At 56.4% G+C, this 18,163-nt stretch carries 18 protein-coding genes; 9 read left to right on the top strand and 9 right to left on the bottom strand.

What is annotated here, in order from left to right:
- Positions 1-50: 50 nt before the first annotated feature.
- The 5 genes from lepB to pyrE are packed head-to-tail and all read right to left on the bottom strand — an operon-like array spanning position 51 to position 3,820.
- Positions 51-986 carry a signal peptidase I gene (lepB, locus tag GGR91_RS10630; RefSeq protein WP_407698412.1) on the bottom strand — a complete coding sequence of 312 codons (936 nt, stop codon included), beginning with the start codon at positions 984-986 and terminating at the stop codon, positions 51-53.
- Positions 983-1,393: a holo-ACP synthase gene (gene acpS, locus GGR91_RS10635; protein ID WP_183942181.1), complete on the bottom strand. Its 411-nt coding sequence runs from the start codon at positions 1,391-1,393 to the stop codon at positions 983-985. The genes lepB and acpS overlap by 4 nt, the downstream gene beginning before the upstream one ends.
- Positions 1,390-2,133, bottom strand: a complete 744-nt coding sequence (locus tag GGR91_RS10640; protein ID WP_183942182.1) for a pyridoxine 5'-phosphate synthase — start codon at positions 2,131-2,133, stop codon at positions 1,390-1,392. Before GGR91_RS10640 ends, acpS begins: the two co-directional genes overlap by 4 nt.
- On the bottom strand, positions 2,130-3,230 hold the full coding sequence (locus GGR91_RS10645; RefSeq protein WP_183942183.1) for a serine hydrolase domain-containing protein: 1,101 nt from the start codon (positions 3,228-3,230) through the stop codon (positions 2,130-2,132). The genes GGR91_RS10640 and GGR91_RS10645 overlap by 4 nt, the downstream gene beginning before the upstream one ends.
- An 11-nt stretch (positions 3,231-3,241) precedes the next feature.
- Positions 3,242-3,820, bottom strand: coding sequence for an orotate phosphoribosyltransferase (gene pyrE, locus GGR91_RS10650; RefSeq protein WP_183942184.1), 579 nt, complete (start codon positions 3,818-3,820; stop codon positions 3,242-3,244).
- Between the two features lie 234 nt (positions 3,821-4,054).
- Here pyrE and coxB point away from each other — a divergent pair, with 234 nt between their 5' ends.
- Genes coxB through GGR91_RS10695 form a run of 9 tightly spaced genes read left to right on the top strand, consistent with a single transcriptional unit; the run spans position 4,055 to position 11,159 of the window.
- The gene (gene coxB, locus GGR91_RS10655; RefSeq protein ID WP_183942280.1) at positions 4,055-5,164 is read left to right on the top strand and encodes a cytochrome c oxidase subunit II; all 1,110 of its coding nucleotides are present in this window, start codon (positions 4,055-4,057) and stop codon (positions 5,162-5,164) included.
- 13 nt (positions 5,165-5,177) lie between these two features.
- Positions 5,178-6,845 carry a cytochrome c oxidase subunit I gene (gene ctaD, locus GGR91_RS10660; RefSeq protein WP_183942185.1) on the top strand — a complete coding sequence of 556 codons (1,668 nt, stop codon included), beginning with the start codon at positions 5,178-5,180 and terminating at the stop codon, positions 6,843-6,845.
- A gap of 48 nt (positions 6,846-6,893) precedes the next feature.
- Complete coding sequence (locus GGR91_RS10665; RefSeq protein ID WP_183942186.1) at positions 6,894-7,799, top strand: heme o synthase; 906 nt, start codon at positions 6,894-6,896, stop codon at positions 7,797-7,799.
- Positions 7,796-7,951 carry a hypothetical protein gene (locus GGR91_RS10670; protein ID WP_183942187.1) on the top strand — a complete coding sequence of 52 codons (156 nt, stop codon included), beginning with the start codon at positions 7,796-7,798 and terminating at the stop codon, positions 7,949-7,951. The genes GGR91_RS10665 and GGR91_RS10670 overlap by 4 nt, the downstream gene beginning before the upstream one ends.
- Positions 7,951-8,517 (top strand): cytochrome c oxidase assembly protein, encoded by a 567-nt coding sequence (locus GGR91_RS10675; RefSeq protein ID WP_183942188.1) that lies wholly within the window; start codon positions 7,951-7,953, stop codon positions 8,515-8,517. Before GGR91_RS10670 ends, GGR91_RS10675 begins: the two co-directional genes overlap by 1 nt.
- Positions 8,518-8,554: 37 nt before the next feature.
- Entirely contained in the window at positions 8,555-9,442 is an 888-nt protein-coding gene (locus tag GGR91_RS10680; protein WP_183942189.1) for a cytochrome c oxidase subunit 3, read from the top strand.
- Between the two features lie 39 nt (positions 9,443-9,481).
- Positions 9,482-9,829, top strand: coding sequence for a DUF983 domain-containing protein (locus GGR91_RS10685; RefSeq protein ID WP_322788809.1), 348 nt, complete (start codon positions 9,482-9,484; stop codon positions 9,827-9,829).
- Entirely contained in the window at positions 9,826-10,407 is a 582-nt protein-coding gene (locus tag GGR91_RS10690; protein ID WP_183942191.1) for an SURF1 family cytochrome oxidase biogenesis protein, read from the top strand. The genes GGR91_RS10685 and GGR91_RS10690 overlap by 4 nt, the downstream gene beginning before the upstream one ends.
- Positions 10,404-11,159 (top strand): sulfite exporter TauE/SafE family protein, encoded by a 756-nt coding sequence (locus GGR91_RS10695; RefSeq protein WP_322788810.1) that lies wholly within the window; start codon positions 10,404-10,406, stop codon positions 11,157-11,159. Before GGR91_RS10690 ends, GGR91_RS10695 begins: the two co-directional genes overlap by 4 nt.
- Before the next feature lie 7 nt (positions 11,160-11,166).
- On the opposite strand, the gene infC is transcribed toward GGR91_RS10695, so the two are convergent.
- The 4 genes from infC to GGR91_RS10715 form a co-directional block, all read right to left on the bottom strand.
- Positions 11,167-11,685 carry a translation initiation factor IF-3 gene (gene infC / locus GGR91_RS10700; protein WP_183942192.1) on the bottom strand — a complete coding sequence of 173 codons (519 nt, stop codon included), beginning with the start codon at positions 11,683-11,685 and terminating at the stop codon, positions 11,167-11,169.
- A gap of 169 nt (positions 11,686-11,854) precedes the next feature.
- On the bottom strand, positions 11,855-13,921 hold the full coding sequence (locus tag GGR91_RS10705; RefSeq protein ID WP_183942193.1) for a protein-disulfide reductase DsbD family protein: 2,067 nt from the start codon (positions 13,919-13,921) through the stop codon (positions 11,855-11,857).
- A 23-nt stretch (positions 13,922-13,944) separates the two neighbouring features.
- Positions 13,945-15,357: an MATE family efflux transporter gene (locus tag GGR91_RS10710; RefSeq protein WP_183942194.1), complete on the bottom strand. Its 1,413-nt coding sequence runs from the start codon at positions 15,355-15,357 to the stop codon at positions 13,945-13,947.
- Positions 15,354-18,107, bottom strand: coding sequence for a valine--tRNA ligase (locus tag GGR91_RS10715; RefSeq protein ID WP_183942195.1), 2,754 nt, complete (start codon positions 18,105-18,107; stop codon positions 15,354-15,356). The genes GGR91_RS10710 and GGR91_RS10715 overlap by 4 nt, the downstream gene beginning before the upstream one ends.
- Positions 18,108-18,163 lie beyond the last annotated feature (56 nt).

Raw genomic sequence — 18,163 nt, forward strand, 5'->3', positions numbered from 1 at the left:
GCGCCTTGGCGGGTTTTGCGGCCGGGGTGTCTTTCGCGATATCATTCACTTTAGCGGACCTTTTTGGGACGCAGACTTGTACCCGCGCGGCCGCTGCGCAGCGATGAGATCCACGTCGCCGGGTTCAAGCTCGTGCTGCCATCGACGGAGAAGGTAATGATTTCCGCACGACCGCCAATACGATCCCACGATACGGGGCCGCCAAGGCCGCCCAGCGCTTCGGGTACGCGGCTGTCCGAGCTATTGTCGCGGTTGTCGCCCATTAAGAACACATGGCCTGCGGGTATTTTTACAGGTTCCATATCATCGGTCTCGCGCCTGCGGGCATCGATGGTGTCATATTGCACGCCATTGGGCAGCGTTTCGCGAATGATGGGCAAATGACATGTCATCACGCCGTCATCGCCGCGCGTCAGTGCGCCCGGGAAATCATAATCATTGCATGGATTATTGGCATCGACAGGCAAAACCAGATTGGGCTGGGTCTCTTGCTTAACGGGCTTTCCGTTCAAGAAAACCTGACCTTCGCGCAGCGAGATCGTGTCACCGGGCAGGCCAATAACGCGCTTGATCCAGTCCTGATATTTGCCCTTTGGCGTCAAAATGACAATATCGCCACGGGCCGGCATTTTCCCCCAGACCCGCGTCTCGCTTTCCGGAAGCGGGACGGCCAGCGCCTCTACTTCCTCGCGCAACACCAGCCAGCGAAATATCGCGACCGGATTGGGAATGGTTGGCGACACATGGCTCCAGCCATACGGATATTTGCTCACGAACAGCCGGTCACCCACCAGCAATGTCGGCATCATCGATATCGACGGGATGTAAAACGGCTTTGCAATGAAGCTGTGAAACGCAAGAACGGCCATCAACAGCCAGAACATCCCTTTGATTTCCGCCCAAGCAGCAGAGGCCCAGCCGCGTTGTTCAGGTGCTGGAGCAGATGGGGCGGTGGGGTCGATATTGTCGGTGGTCAAACTGGTTATGCCTTTTGCGATGGTAATGCTTCTATAATGACAAATGCCTGTGCCCATGGGTGGTCATCAGTCAGTGTCAGATGAATATGGGCTTCATAGCCCGAGGGAATCATTGCGTCGAGCCGCGCTTTTGCGCCGCCCGTCAGCGCCAGCGTTGGCGCGCCCGACGGTGCATTGACGACGCCAATATCTTTCATGAACACTCCATGCTTGAATCCGGTTCCAACAGCTTTGGAAAAAGCCTCTTTGGCTGCAAAGCGTTTGGCATATGTGCCCGCCCGGGTGAATGGCCGCTTGCCAGCTTTGGCGCGTTCGATGTCGGTAAAGACGCGCTTTTCAAACCGTTCGCCAAAGCGCTCAAGCGAATGTGTGATGCGCTCAATATTACATAGATCGGAACCAAGCCCGATTATCACCGCGCGAGGTCCATTAACGTCCGCATCTTCCGGACGCTTTCCTCCAAGCCGATGAAGATCGCCTCACCAATCAGATAGTGCCCGATGTTCAACTCGGCGAAATGGGGAATGGCGGCGATGGGTTGGACATTTTCAAACGTCAGGCCATGGCCAGCATGCGGTTCGATACCATTTTTAGCCGCAAGCGCGGCCGCGTCCGCAATACGGCGAAGTTCTATTTCGCGTTCTTCGCCTTCGGCATGCGCATATTTACCGGTGTGGAATTCAACGACGGGCGCTTTCAGACGGATGGCCGCTTCAATCTGGCGGGCGTCGGGTTCAATGAACAAGCTTACGCGAATGCCTGCGTCCGCCAGCCGCGTAACGATGGGCGCGAGATGGTTGTGCTGACCGGCGGCATCCAGCCCGCCCTCAGTCGTACGTTCTTCGCGCCGTTCGGGGACGATGCACGCAGCATGCGGCTTATGCCGCAGCGCGATTTCGAGCATTTCGTCGGTTGCCGCCATTTCCAAGTTAATGGGCAAGCGGATTTCCCGCATAATCGCATCGAGGTCCGCATCGCGAATGTGCCGGCGGTCTTCGCGCAAATGGACGGTGATGCCATCGCCGCCTGCGGCCTCGACGATGTGCGCAGCGCGCATCGGATCAGGATGCATTCCGCCACGCGCATTTCGGATCGTCGCAACATGGTCGATATTGACGCCAAGACGGAGCTTTTTGGGATCAAGAGTGAAAGTCATAATGGAGTACCGGTCGAGCAGAGTGCAGCGCGCATGACGTCATGGGTTATTCCGGCCTGTTGCCAGATTTCACCATAAGCAGGCTCAGCCTCGGCGCGGTTCGATGTCATGATGATAACCATGTCCAGATCAGGCAGGATGATGTTACGCAATACGACGCCACCAATGAAGCCGCGACGCTCGATGATTCGTACGGGAACATCGCCGCAATCCTTCAAAGGCGTACTGAAGGCCCACTGGCCGAGCGCGGCCATGCCATATTCGGGCTTGCCTTCCCACATCTGTGCGCGCTGGGCTTCGGGGATGAGCTTGCCGGTCATTAGCGCGCGGTCGAAGGCGAGCAGATCATGGGTCGTGCCAAAAAGCGCGCCCGCGCCGCCGAAATTTTCGAGCCGGAACGCTGATGTTTCTGGCTTGCCCTCGCTAAAGCCCACAACGGTGGGCTCGGCGCGGGGGAACACGCCAACGCTGCTGAGACCGAGCGGCTGTGCAATCCGTGTTGCAATCAAGTCGGCGTAAGGCTTGCCGCTGGTCGCCTCGATCACCGCGGCCATCATGATGAAGTCGCAGTCACCATAAAAGAACCCGGACAGCGGCTCGCGCGTGGTTGGCCCTTCGCACCATGTCCGCCCGGTTTCGGGACTGCCGAGGTCGACAGAGTAGAAGGTTGGCCAATCGTCTCTGGCGATGGGGCCTTCTCCGGTGCGCGGCAGGCCCGAGACGTGCTGCATCAGCATGCGCGCAGTGATGCGGTTTGCAAAAGGCGCCTTGCTGTCGGGCAGGTAGCGGATGATCGGCGCGTCGAGATCGAGACGGCCAGCCGCTACTTCCTGCATCGCGATGGTCGCCGTGATCTGCTTGGTGACGGAGGCCCAACGCCAGGTCTGCCCCAATTCATGCGGCGTTTCGCTTTCCGGTGAGATTGTTCCGATTGTGCGTTCGAAAACGATTTTGTCGCCGCGCGCGATCAGGATTGTCCCAGGCGCTTTTGCTGGATCAAGTGCAGCGGAAACAGCGGCAGCGTCGATCTTTCCCTGCGGCGGTGATTGCGTCATTAACATCAGCGCCAGCGCTGGAACCATCAAGGCATGCAGCATTCTCTTACTCCTTACTTCCTGCTACCGGGCTTTACCGCCTCGGTCGCCGCCAATTCGGGCGGCAATTCATCAGGCGCATAGGTCGGAAAGTTCAACTGAATCAGCGGGAAGAATGGTACGCCGAGGTCGACCGTGCCTGCGGAACGGTCAACAACTGCGCCAGCGGCGATGACATGACCGCCTGCTGCTTCGATCGCCGCAATAGCCTCACGCGATGAAAGGCCAGTCGTTACGACATCTTCCATCATAAGGACTTTGGTGCCTGGTGTGATCGTAAAGCCGCGGCGCAGACCAAAGACACCATCGGGGCGTTCCACGAACATCGCATCAACGCCAAGTGCACGACCCATTTCATGGCCGATGATCAGGCCACCCATGGCCGGGGAAATGACGGCTTGGATCTCGTTTCGCAGCTCGCGCGGCATTTTTTGTGTCAGTGCCAAGGCAATGCGTCCCGCACGTTCGGGGTTCATGAGCAGGCGGGCACACTGAAGATAATAAGCGCTGTGGCGGCCCGACGACAGCAGGAAATGTCCTTCGAGCAGCGCGTCGACGCTACGGAATTCTGATAGAATTTCATCTTCGGTCATGGTGGGGAGATTTTTCCTAGCTGGCGAATGTTGTGTTTTGCATCTTCCGTTTAGCGGATTGCAACGCAAATAGGTAGAAGAGTGGAGCAATTAAATGCTAAAAATCATGAATCGACCGCTTGAGGGTTCAGATAAGCGCGCCTATAGGTCGCGCGAGTCCGACCCTCCAACGGGGGGTCAGGCCTACGCAATATTTCTGCGTCGCACCAAGAATACGGGGCTAAATTGATGATTATGTTGAAGAAATTTCTGGTTGTAGTGGCTGCCATGGCAATGCCGTCATTGGCATTGGCGCAACCTGCGAATCCCGCGCCTGCGCCAGTCACGAAAGAAGTGGCCGCACCGGTTGTAGCAACACCAGCCGCAGCAGCACCCGCTGCCGCTGAAGCAGCAGCAGCGCCAGCCGCCGCCGCTGCGCCGAAATCGATGGATGGATCGCTTCCTGGCTACACGCCAATGCGTCCTGACTATGCCAACAGCGTTGGTATGCCGAAGGCGAAGGAAGTCGATTTTCAGGAACAGTTCAGCGACAACGGCCAATATGCGAAATGGATTAACAACGCCATTTTGTTGCCAATCATCACGATCATTTCGATGTTCGTTCTTGGATTGCTGCTTTGGGTCATCGTCCGGTTCAATCGCCGCGCAAACCCTGTCCCTTCAAAGACGACGCACAATACCTTTATTGAGGTTGTTTGGACGTTGGTTCCAGTCCTCATCCTTCTTGGCATTGCTTACCCGTCGCTCGACTTGCTTGCCAAGCAGTTCAAGCCAGCACCGGCAGACGCGGTGACCATTAAGGCAACCGGTTATCAGTGGTATTGGGGGTACACCTATCCTGACCATGGCGGCTTTGAAGTTGTGTCCAATATGCTCAAAGAGCAAGGTGACGTCGCCAAAGGCGAGCGCTTCCGTACCGAAAATGACGGCCCCAAGTTGATGGCCGCAGACAACCGTATGGTCGTGCCAGTGGGCGTTCCGATCCGCATTCAGACAACGGCCGCAGACGTAATCCACGCTTTCGCGGTACCATCGCTTTGGTTCAAGCTTGATGCCGTTCCCGGCCGCTTGAATGAAAAGTCGCTGACGATCACGAAGCCAGGCGTCTATTTCGGACAATGTTCGGAGCTTTGCGGTGCACGGCATGCGTTCATGCCCATCGTTGTAGAAGCCCTGCCGCCAGAAAAGTTTGCGGCATGGGTTAAGGCGCAAGGCGGCACGATGCCTGGCGCTGAAAAGCCTGCACCGGCAGCGGCGCCAGCCGTAGCTGCACCTGCAGCTGCTGCGGGAACTGCACCAACCACTGACACAGCCGCTGCGCCTGCCGCAGCGCCAACCAAGTAAAAAGGCCAGACTGATGACCACGATTGCCGCAACAGGTACAGACCTCCACGCGCATGACCATCATGACGCAGATCATAAGCCAGGCTTCTTCGCGCGCTGGTTTATGTCGACCAACCACAAGGATATCGGCACGCTCTATTTGATCTTTGCGATTTTCGCAGGGATCGTCGGCGGCGCAATTTCTGGCCTTATGCGCCTTGAACTTGCTGCGCCGGGTATCCAGTATCTTCAGGGCTGGGCATCCATGATGGCCGGCAAGGAAGCGTCTTTGGACGAAGCCTATCATATGTGGAACGTGCTGATCACCGCCCACGGCCTGATCATGGTGTTCTTCATGGTCATGCCAGCCATCATCGGTGGTTTCGGCAACTGGTTCGTGCCGCTCATGATTGGTGCGCCAGATATGGCCTTCCCGCGTATGAACAATGTCAGCTTCTGGCTGACGGTTGTTGCGTTCATCATGTTGCTCGGCTCCAGCTTTGTACCCGGTGGTACGGGCCTTGGCGCTGGTACAGGTTGGACAGTGTACGCACCGCTTTCGACTTCCGGTTCCGTTGGACCTGCCGTCGATATGGCGATCTTCTCGCTTCACCTTGCTGGTGCGGCATCGATCCTTGGTGCGATCAACTTCATCACGACCATCTTTAACATGCGTGCCCCCGGCATGACGCTGCATAAAATGCCGCTGTTTGTCTGGTCCGTGCTTGTGACCGCATTCCTTCTGTTGCTCGCATTGCCCGTATTGGCTGCTGCAATCACGATGCTTCTGGTTGACCGTAACTTTGGCGGCGCATTCTTTGATGCGGCTGCCGGCGGTGACCCTGTATTGTATCAGCATCTGTTCTGGTTCTTCGGTCACCCTGAAGTGTACATCATGATCTTGCCAGGCTTTGGCATCATCAGCCAGATCGTTGCGACGTTCAGCCGCAAGCCCGTCTTCGGTTATCTCGGCATGGCCTATGCCATGGTCGCAATCGGTGTCGTTGGCTTCGTCGTTTGGGCGCACCACATGTTCACCACGGGCATGAGCGTTGATATGAAGATGTACTTCACCGCGGCAACGATGGTGATTGCGGTGCCAACCGGCATTAAGATCTTCAGCTGGATCGCCACCATGTGGGGCGGTTCGGTCAGCTTCAAAACGCCGATGGTTTGGGCAATGGGCTTCATCTTCATGTTCACCGTTGGTGGCGTGACCGGTGTTGTGCTCGCGAACGGCGGTCTCGACGACAATTTGCACGACACATATTATGTTGTCGCCCACTTCCATTATGTGTTGTCGCTTGGTGCGGTCTTCTCGCTCTTCGCTGGCTTCTATTACTGGTTTGGCAAGATGTCGGGTCGTCACCTGAACGAATTTTTGGGCCATCTGCACTTCTGGGTGTTCTTCATTGGCGTGAACGTCTTGTTCTTCCCAATGCACTTCCTCGGAAACTCCGGCATGCCACGTCGCTACCCCGATTATCCAGAAGCATTTGCCTATTGGAACGGCGTTGCGTCGACCGGCTATGCCATTATGGCTGTCGGTATCCTGATATTCTTCGTTAACGTGATCTGGTCTTTGTTGGCCGGTCGCCGCGCGGAAGACAATTATTGGGGTGAAGGTGCGACAACGCTTGAGTGGACGTTGACGAGCCCTCCACCATATCACCAGTTCGAAACGCTGCCGGTTATCAAGTAACCGGCGGCGGTTCGCCGCTTCAAAGCTTTAAGGCGTTTGGATACGGACATGACAACCGCAGCGCGTGACATATTAATGCCCGCCGAATGGCGTGACTTCTGGGCTTTAACCAAGCCCAGAGTTATGTCGCTTGTCGTATTCACCGCCTTATGTGGTCTGCTGGCCGCGCCGGGTAACATCCACCCCATCATCGCCTTTACGGCAGTCCTGTGCATTGCACTGGGCGCCGGTGCGTGTGGGTCGCTTAACCAGTGGTACGAAGCTGATGTCGACGCCAAAATGGCGCGGACAGCACAGCGGCCATTGCCCGCTGGCCGAATGGACCGTGAGGCCGCGTTGCACTTCGGCGTCGGCCTTGCAGCCTTTTCCGTCGGCATCATGGGTGTTGCTGTAAACTGGCTGTCGGCAGGTTTGCTGGCCTTCTCGATATTCTTTTATTCTATCGTCTACACAATCTGGCTTAAGCCCAACACGCCGCAAAATATCGTTATTGGCGGTGCCGCAGGCGCATTTCCGCCGGTCATTGGTTGGGCCGCCGTCACGGGTGATGTGACTTTCCTGCCGGTCTTGCTCTTCGCCATTATATTCTTGTGGACCCCGCCGCATTTTTGGGCGCTGGCGCTGTTTATGAAGACCGATTACGGCGCAGCAGGCATTCCGATGCTGCCAAATGTGAAGGGTCAGCGCGTCACGCGTAACCAGATATTTGGGTATAGCTTTCCCATGGCCGGCGCAGCGATATTGCCGTTCATCTTGGGCGATAGTGGCTGGCTATATGGTGCGACTTCGATGTTGTTGAGCGGGCTATTCCTTATCCTTGCATTCCGTGTCTGGCAAAATGAAGCAACCGATGCCGCGGCGATGAAGCCGGAGAAGCAGCTTTTCGCATTCTCCATCCTGTATCTGTTTCTTTTGTTCGCTCTGTTCGCAATTGACCGTATGGTGATCGCATGACCCAGCCTGACCAATCGCCGTATACCGCCGAAGAAACCGCGCTTATCCGCAAACGCCAAGCGGCGCGGTCGCGCGTGATGGGCGTCGCCCTTGTTGGATTGTGCATATTGTTCTTCCTGATCACAGTCGCAAAAGTCGGGGTCTGGGGCTGATGGCTATATCGAACGCGAAAACCGGACTTTTGGCGGGCGCGCTTGCGGTCTCGATGGTTGGCGTCGGCTTTGCGGCCGTTCCGCTTTATCGCCTGTTTTGTCAGGTGACAGGTTTCGGTGGTACAACGATGCGGGTTGATGCTGCGCAAGCGGCTACCGTGTCCGCTACAGACAAATCCATCGTCATCCGCTTTGACGCTAATCATCGCGGCGACTTGCCGTGGGAATTCAAGCCCGAACGCCCGACCGATACGGTCAGCATCGGCGCGAAGGATATGTCGATCTTCTTGGCAAAAAATCTGTCGAGCGAAGCTGTGACGGGGACGGCAACGTTTAACGTCACGCCCGAACTCGCGGGCAAATATTTCAACAAAATACAGTGCTTTTGCTTCACCGAACAGACACTTAAGCCCGGTGAACAGATTAGAATGCCGGTCCTATATTATGTCGATCCAAAGATCATGACCGATCCAGAAACCAAAGATATCGAAGAAATTACACTTAGCTACACATTCTACCCAGTGGAAAAGCCAAACACGGTGGACCCGCAGGCGAACGGAAGCTAAGGCAATCTTACCACGTTAAGACTACAGGGAATTGACCATGGCGGGTGCCAAAAATCACGATTATCATATTCTGCCGCCGAGCATCACACCCATATTGGGTTCGTTCTCGGCTCTGACGATGTTCTTCGGCCTCGTGATGTGGATGCATCCCGAGCAGTTCGGTTATGGTAGCCTCGTCTTTGGCCTTGGCCTGTTGGGCGTATTGTACACCTTTTTCGCATGGTGGTCCGATGTCGTGACCGAAGCCCATGCGGGCGATCATACTCCTGTGGTTCAGCTTCACCTGCGCTACGGCATGATCATGTTCATCGCGTCGGAAGTCATGTTCTTCGTGGGCTGGTTCTGGGCATGGTTTGACTTCTCGCTGTTCCCTGTGCCGCTGGAAATCGTGAAGGATGCGGAAACGCATGCATTTACGGTCACCAACCTGATCGGCCAAGAAGGCGCCGCCGCTTTGATGCAGTGGCCGCCAAAGGGCCTCGAGGTTCTCGATTCGATGAAGCTTCCTTTGCTCAACACGTTGATCCTGTTGTGCTCGGGTACCACCGTCACTTGGGCGCACCATGCGCTGATCCATGGCGACCGCGAAGGCTTGAAAAAAGGTCTGTTGGCGACGATCCTGTTGGGTCTGCTGTTCAGCTCGATTCAGGCGTATGAGTATCTGGAAGCACCGTTTCCATTCGCTGGCCTGAACTATGGCACCGCATTTTATATGGCGACTGGCTTCCACGGTTTCCACGTGATCGTCGGTACAATATTCTTGGCGGTATGCCTTGTGCGTGCAAACAAAGGCCACTTCACACCAAAGCAGCATTTCGGCTTTGAAGCTGCGGCTTGGTACTGGCACTTTGTCGACGTTGTGTGGCTGTTCCTGTTCATCGCCATCTACATTTGGGGTGGCTGGGGCGCACCAGTTCACGCTTAAATGACACCAGAGCAATCACCAGAAGGGCGGCCCAGCATATTGCGGGCTGCCCTTTTTGGTCTCTGCCCCAAATGCGGCGGCAAAACGCTGTTTGCGGGGCTGGGCCAATTTGCGGACACATGTTCGCAATGCAAACTTGATTATAGTTCGTTTAACGTAGGCGATGGCCCTGCGGCATTGCTCACCATGGTTATTGGTGCGCTGATCATTGTCTTCGCTTTGCTGCTCGATTCCGCTGTCCGGCCGCCCTTTTGGGTGCATGTCATCATTTGGGTTCCGGTGACCGCCGCGTTAACCGTGGTCACGCTGCGGATGGCGAAAGCGGCATTGCTGGCATCCGAGTATCGCAACCGGGCACATGAAGCCGGGAAGGACGATCTGCTATGAAACGCTGGCCGATTATTCCAACGATCATTGTGACGATTGCGGTCGGTATCATGATTGGCCTCGGCGTCTGGCAGCTTCAGCGTAAGGCTGAAAAGGAAGCGCTGCTTGCCCATTACAACGCGGCTGATGGCCTGCCGGCGATCGCGTGGCCAGTTGCCCCCGATCCCAAGGCATTGCCGTTATTTCGGCGCTCGACGGTCATGTGCGTCAAGGTGATTAAAATCGATTCGGTGTCAGGCAGCAATCGTGCTGGTGACGCAGGCTTTGCCCATGTCGCGTCGTGCCAAACAGGTGGCGCTAAAGGCCATAGCGCGAAAGTTGCAATCGGTTGGTCGGAACGCCCGCAATCACCAAGCTGGAGCGGCGGACTGGTCCGCGGCATTATCGCGCCCGATGGGGTGCAGTTGATTAAGTTGGTGTCGACCGATCCCGCAGATGGCCTGCAACAGCTTGCATTGCCATCGCCAGCGCAAATCCCAAATAACCATTTCCTCTACGCCATCCAGTGGTTCATCTTCGCCGCCGCGGCGTCGATCATTTATATCCTCGCGGTGCGGAAGCGCTTGAAAACGCCTTGAGCCTGCCCGCCGATATCTATTTCTACATCGTCGCAAGCGCTGCCGTCATATTGGTGGGGCTTGCAAAGGGTGGATTTGCAGGGCTGGGCGCCGCAGCCATGCCCATGCTTGCCTTGGTCATGGACCCAGTCGCCGGTGCGGGCATGTTACTACCCATATTGATGGTTCAGGATATTGTGAGCGTCTGGGCATTCCGGCGCGACTTTGATCGGCGGACGTTGTTACTCACCTTGCCAGGCGCAGTCGTAGGCATCTTCTTCGGATGGTTTTTGGCGACCGCGATTAATGCAGATGCGGTTCGCGGCTTTGTCGGCGTCATCGCGCTATCATTTGGCGTATACCGGTTGCTTCCGTTGTTGGGTGCCCAGCTTAAGCTGGCCGGCCCCGTACCCGAGTGGGTTGGGGTGGTCATGGGCGGGGTTGCAGGCTTCACCAGCCAAATTGCACATGCGGGCGGCCCACCGTTTCAGATTTGGGCACTGTCGCGCAACTTTCCACATCTGGTCTTTGTCGGAACGTCGTCGATATTCTTTGCGATCATCAATTGGATGAAAGTGCCTGCTTATGCGGCGCTGGGTCAATTCAACACGCAAAACATGACGTTGACCGCCATCTTCCTGCCATTGGCTATAGTCAGCACAATGGCAGGCGTACGTTTGGTCAAGCGGGTGTCACCCGAACGATTCAATATCATCATTCAGCTTTTGATGGTGGTCGTTGGCTCAGAGTTGATTCGCCAAGCTATTTGGTGACTGTGCCCTATTTGGGCGACAGCACCATAAGCATTTGACGGCCTTCCATGCGGGGATGCGCCTCAACCTTTGCGGTCTCGGTCGTATCGGCCTGAACGCGTTGCAACAGGTGCATACCCAATTGTTGGTGGGCCAATTCACGACCACGGAAACGCAAGGTGATTTTCACCTTGTCACCTTCCTCGATGAATTCCGCAACCTTCTTCATCTTGACCATATAATCATGGTCATCGATGTTTGGACGCATCTTAATTTCTTTAATTTCCTGCGTTTTCTGACTCTTACGCGCAAGGTTGGCCTTTTTCTGGGCCTCATATTTGAACTTGCCGATGTCCAGAAATTTGCAGACTGGCGGATCAGCGTTCGGTGACACTTCCACCAGATCAAGACCGACTTCAGCGGCCTGCGCTATCGCCTCGCGGGTGTACAGGACACCCAAATTTTCGCCGTCATCATCAATGACTCGTACTTTTTCAGCTGTGATGAGATTATTGTAGCGCGGACCACTTTTAACAGGTGGGGTCATTGCGCGCCGGGTCGGCGGGGTGGCGATAGTCGATACTCCTTGTGATGTTATGCAGCGCCATTACAGCCAAATCGCTAACAGATAAAGGCCTTAGCGCCGGATTATCCGCTTTTGTTGGCGACAGTGGCTCTCGAGACACGGCGAAGCGCCCAAAGGATGCTGATCTGATCTATTTCGTGAGCGCAGTCAGGTCATCGACCGTCAATATCTGCGGCAGTATCTGCGCCTCTCCATTGGGCGGGAAGTACAGATATAATGGCACGCCGGATCGTCCGTATTTCGCGAGATAGCGGGTAATGTCGGGGTCTCTGCGCGTATAGTCGCCCACCATCACGGTCATACCCGCCTCGCGAAATGCGTTGCTGGTCTCCGTCCGGTCAATTGCCGCCTGTTCATTGACCTTACAAGTGACACACCAGTCAGCGGTAAAATAGAGGAACACCGGCTTGCCCTCGGAGCGCAGAGTGTTCAGGCGGGCTTCGTTAAAGTTTATGCTGCCGGCCTTGGACGCCTTGGCCGCAGGCTCAATCGTCACTTTGCCGATTATCAGCGCGGCGGCGATAGCTATTCCGAACAAGGCCATCACAACCCATTTATAGGGCGAACCATCTTTCTGTTTCCGGCCGAGTGCAAACAGCGCCACGAGGATAATGAGCGCCGCCGCGCCGCCGATCATCAAACCGGTGAACCCAGCCAGTTGATATGTCAGCCACAGCAATGCCAGCGATGTCAGCGCCATGGGCAGTGCCATCCACTGCCGGAACCGCACCATCCATAGCCCGGGCCGCGGCATCCGCTTGCGTAAGGCAGGAATGAACGCAATCGCGAGGAAGGGGAGGGCGAGACCCAATCCAAGGCCTGCAAAAATCAGCAATGCCAAACCGGTTGGCAACAAAAGCGCGGCGCCCATTGCGGCGGCCATGAACGGCCCAGTGCACGGTGTCGCGACGACCGCGGCAAGCACGCCTGTCCAGAACGAGCCAGAAAGGCCGCCCTGCCGCGTCAGCTTTTCGCCCGCACCAATGCCGCCAACTTCAAATATGCCGACCAGATTTGCCGTGACCGCGACCATCAGCAACAAAAGGATCAGCACGACCGCAGGGTCCTGCAACTGAAATGCCCAACCCACTTCTTCGCCGGCAGCGCGCAAGGCCAGCATGATGCCGCCGAGAATGAGGCAGCTGACAATGATACCAACAGTGTAGGCAACCGCATCGCGGCGGGCTTCGCCTTCATCGCCGCCCATTTTGGCAAGGCTCAGCGCCTTCAGCCCCAATATGGGAAAGACGCACGGCATGAGGTTCAGCAACAAGCCACCGAGCACGGAGAATGCCAATATCCACCCAAAGCCAAGCGGTGGTTGTTCTTCATCGGCAGGTGCACCTTCGCCCAAAACAGACACCGCATCGCCGCCCGATGGCACCGCGCCCGCAACAGCGCGCACTTCAAGCCCTTGCGCGTCATTGAAGCGGAGCAGCCCGTCAATTTGGCCGTCAAAGCCCTCTTTCACCTCACCGCTGACGACCAACCAGTCACCCACACGCCGCGCGCTTTGCGGTGCTGCATAACGGAACAGCTTTTCGGTCTGCGCGAAGAACCAGACGCGTTCAGCCTTGGCACTGCGCGGATAAGGGATAGCGATTTCAATGCGCTTGCCGTCAATTTGGTAGCGCGCCGAACGATCAAGCGGCACCGGCACGGCGCTGCGCCATGCGTCAAAGCGCGCGCGGTCAGCGTTGGATATGGAGCCCGACCCGACCGTCATTGGCACGGACAATGTCGCGACCTCCGGAACACAAACCAAGTCGGAACAGGCCGACCAGCGGGCATCCACTTTGATGTTCAAGCTTTGGCCCGGTCGTGCGTCTTTGGGTATTTTGACATCCACCAGAAAGGCATGCTTTGCCTTGTAGATATGATTCATAAACCCGCTGACGATCAGCGTCTCGGGCACTGGCGCACGCACCATTCCGGCTGTCACACCGCTTGGCAATTGCCATTCGAGCTCAAGCGGGGTGCCTGCATCGCCGGGGTTGATCCAGTAATCATGCCAGCCCGGTTTAGGGTCCATGACGATCGCAACGGTGACCATATCGCCCGGCGCGGGTTGACGGGTCTCAACATCAATGGAGGCATGGACATTTTGTGGCGACGCCGATTGTGCAGCAGCTGTGTTCGCAGCAACACTACCGAACAGGAACATTGTCAGGCAAAGCCTGCAAACATAATGCAGCATAGACGACGCGCTTCGCAATTCAGTTACTCCACGGCCGGCCGCGGTGACGCTGCTTCGCCCATCGTCATCGGCTTTGCGGACTTCCAACCACCATGAACATAATAGCCAATCGATAGCAGACACGAGGTGATTGAAGTCGCGATAAACGCAGCCCAAATGGCATCTGCGCCGACACTGTCATACAGGCCAAAGCCGATGCTGAACCGCACGATGACGGCACTGAAAATCAGGATGAGCAAGGGGGCCATAACGGCGCCATTGGCGCGCACCGCGAACGTTACAACGACCGACACACCCATTAAAATAAAGCTCCACCCGATGATGTGGTTGATATGAATGGCGATGTCGACGGCGGGGCTGCCGCCGGGCAGGAACAGTTCAAGCAAGGGGCGGGCAAAAATGGTCATCAGGCCAATCAACACACCCGACATTAAAAGATTGATGGCAATGCCTGACCAGACAATATGGCTCACTCGGCTCCATTTGTTCGCGCCGATATTCTGCGCAACCATGGCGCTAACCGCGCTACCCACGGCAACCGCGGGCATTTGCACATAACTCCAAAACTGGTTCATCACACCGAATGCAGCCGTGGTGTCTACGCCTTCGCGATTCACGAGCCCGATCATGACCACGGCTGAGCCTGACATGATAATCATGGTGAGGCCCATGGGCAGTCCCATGCGGGCGATGGGTTTCAGGAACGCCCCGTCGGGACGCAGCCATTTGAGTTCCGCGCCGCGCAGGCGAATGGTAAGATCAAGTGCATAGATTTTGCGCAGCAATAGCGCCACGCTGATAATCCCCGCGACCACAGTGGCCAGTGCCGATCCCGCGATGCCCATGGCGGGAATGGGGCCGAACCCCAAAATGAATAGGGGATTGAGGACGATGTCCAAACCGACGTTCAAAACGGTGTTCCAGAATGGCGTCACCGAATCGCCTACCCCGCGCAGCGATGAGGACAGCAGCACCATGACAAAGGATGTCGGCATGGTAAGGAAGATGACGCGCAGATAGGATAAAGCCAGCGGATAAGCCCTGTCGGGCGTTCCCATGAGGTGCAGCATGTGCGGCGCAAAAATCCAGCCAGCAATCGCAAAGATTATGCCCGCGATAAAGAATGTGCTGATCGCCGTGCCCATGATCCGCCGGACCGCTTCTATGTCGCGCCGCCCCATATTCCGCGCGATCAATATAGTCGTGGCCATGGCAAAGCCGAACAGGGTCGAAAACATCAGGAACATCAAGAGGCCGGCATTGGCAGATGCGGCCAAGGCCTCTTCGCCCAAAAATCGCCCGATCCAAACCGAATTGACCGAATTGTTAATCGACTGGAGAATGTTCACGCCAAGCGAAGGCAGCGCAAACAGGAACAATGTTTTTGCAACCGGACCAACCGTCAGGTCGCGTTGATGCGCGGGTGCGCCGCTCACCCCAATCGTGCCAATGCCGCCGTCAGCCGCTCGGCCTCGGCAGCTTTTTCCGCGTGATCGGCGCGTGCCTTTTCCACGGCCTCTGGCTTTGCCTTTTCAACAAAGGATGCGTTGGACAGACGCCCTGCAAGCGCATCACGCTCCTTGGCAGCGGCTTCGATGGCTTTGGTGATGCGGCTGCGTTCGGCATCGAGATCGATGATGCCGTCGAGCGCATAGACGACCGTATCGCCACCGACCACGATCTGCGCGATATTGTTGGTCTCGACAGGCGTAAAAGCAAAGCTGTCGATGCGGCCCAACCGCGATAGCGCCGCGGCTTGGCGTTCGATGATTGCGATCGTTGATGACTGCGGGTCGGCTATATTCGCCGTTAGCCGCGTGCCGGGTGGGATGTTCAGCTCGGCCTTGAACGAACGCGTCTTGCTGATCGTGTCAATCACCCAGTCGATTTCACGAACGGCGTCTGCGTCAACCGTTGCGATCGGCTCGGGCCATTTGGCATGGATGATGTCATAGGGGCGATCACCCAAGGCGTGCCACAATTCTTCGGTGATGAACGGCATGAACGGATGCAGCATGACCAAAATTTGGTCGAGCACCCAGCCAGCGACGATCATGGATTCAGCATCCATCTCGCCCTTTTCACCGTCAACGAAAGCGGGCTTGATAAGTTCGAGATACCAATCGCAGAACTGGTCAAAGACCATGTGATAAATCACATCCGCCATGCCGTCGAAGCGGAATTCGGCGAAGGCCTTGTTCAGCTTCTCGACGGTGCCGACCACCTCGCCGATAATCCAGCGGTTAACCGCGAGCTCGGCTTTGGGGGCGTGGATGCTGTGCGATCCGCTGATGCCGTTGGACTGAGCAAAGCGTGCGGCGTTCCAAAGCTTGGTCGCAAAGTTGCGATATCCGGCCACGCGGCTTTCATCCATTTTGATATCGCGGCCCTGGCTTTCCATGGCGGCCATGAAGAAGCGCAAGGCATCGGCACCATATTGGTCAATCAGGCCAAGCGGATCGACGGTATTGCCCTTGGACTTCGACATTTTGCTGCCGTCTGCGGCGCGGACGAGGCCGTGCAGATAGAGCGTTTTCCAAGGCACTTCTTTCATGAAGTGAATGCCCTGCATCGCCATGCGCGCATCCCAGAAGAACAATATGTCGAAACCGGAAACAAGCACGTCATTGGGATAATGGCGGGCCAGCTCTGTCGTCTGGTCGGGCCAACCCAATGTGCCAAATGGCCAAAGCGCGGATGAGAACCATGTGTCGAGCACGTCTGGATCGCGGATCAGGGTTACACTCTTAAACGGGCCGCCGACTTTGCCGAGGTCCAATTCATGCCCTTTGTTTTCATCAATGAAGACAATTTCGGTCGAAGCGCCGTAATGATCCTTTGCAAGAGCTAAGGCGTGCTCCTCTGTTTCTGCCACGAAACACATTCCATCAGCGCTGAACCACGCCGGTATCTGGTGGCCCCACCATAATTGGCGCGAGACGCACCATGGCTGGATATTTTCCATCCAGTTGAAATATGTTTTTTCCCAAGATTTCGGGACAATATCGATTGCGCCCGAACGCACCGCTTCGATTGCGGGCTTGGCCAATGTTTCTGCGTCGACATACCATTGGTCGGTCAACCACGGCTCAATCACTTGGCCCGAACGGTCGCCAAAGGGTGTTTGGATGACGCGGTCTTCGACCTTTTCGAGCAAGCCCAAAGCGTCCATCGCTTCGACCACCATCTTGCGCGCATTGGTTGGCTCGCCTTCGATGCCGAAGCGATATTGGCCGATATATTCTTGCGGAATGAGGCCATCCGACGTTTGCACAACGCGGCCTTCGCCATCGAGCATGTTGAACATCTCGCTGGCTTTGAATCCGGCGCGCTTGCCAACTTCAAAGTCATTGAAATCATGCCCAGGCGTTACCTTGACGGCGCCCGAGCCCAATTCTGGATCGGCATGTTCGTCGGCGACAATCGGGATCAAGCGGCCGGTGATTGGCAGCCGGACATTTTTGCCCACCAGATGCGCATAACGTTCATCCGCCGGGTTTACCGCCACCGCCATATCGGCGAGCATCGTTTCGGGCCGCGTGGTCGCGACGGAGATAAACCCGCTGCCATCTTCGAGCGGATATTTGAAGTGCCAGAACTTGCCATTGATTTCGCGCGTTTCCACCTCAAGGTCGGAGATCGCGGTTTTCAGGCCCGGGTCCCAATTGACGAGGCGCTTGTCGCGGTACAGCAGGCCTTGATTATACAATTCAACGAACACTTTGATGACGGCTTTTGAAAAGCCCTCATCCATCGTGAAGCGTTCATTTTCCCAATCCATTGAGCAACCAAGCCGGCGCAGCTGGCCGGTAATTTCGCCGCCGCTTTCCTCTTTCCATTCCCACACCTTGGCAATGAATTCGTCGCGGGTGAAATCGGTGCGCTTTTGCTGGCGCGCGTTTAATTGCCGTTCGACCACCATTTGTGTGGCGATGCCCGCATGGTCGGTTCCCACAACCCACAGCGCATCCTTGCCCTGCAAACGCGCGTGGCGGATGAGGATATCCTGCAACGTATTGTCGAGCGCGTGGCCAATGTGCAGCGAACCCGTCACATTTGGCGGCGGGTTCACGATTGTATAGGGCTCTGCATCGGGCCGTACGGGACGGAACGCGCCAGTGGATTCCCAATGGGCATACCATTTTGCTTCAATTGCGGCGGGGTCGAAAGTCTTGTCGATAGTCATAGGTTCGTGCCTTAACGAGCCTTACCCGAAAGGGAAACCCTCACCACACGACATGT

Source organism: Sphingorhabdus rigui (genome assembly GCF_014196595.1).
Taxonomy (GTDB): Bacteria; Pseudomonadota; Alphaproteobacteria; order Sphingomonadales; family Sphingomonadaceae; genus Sphingorhabdus_B; species Sphingorhabdus_B rigui.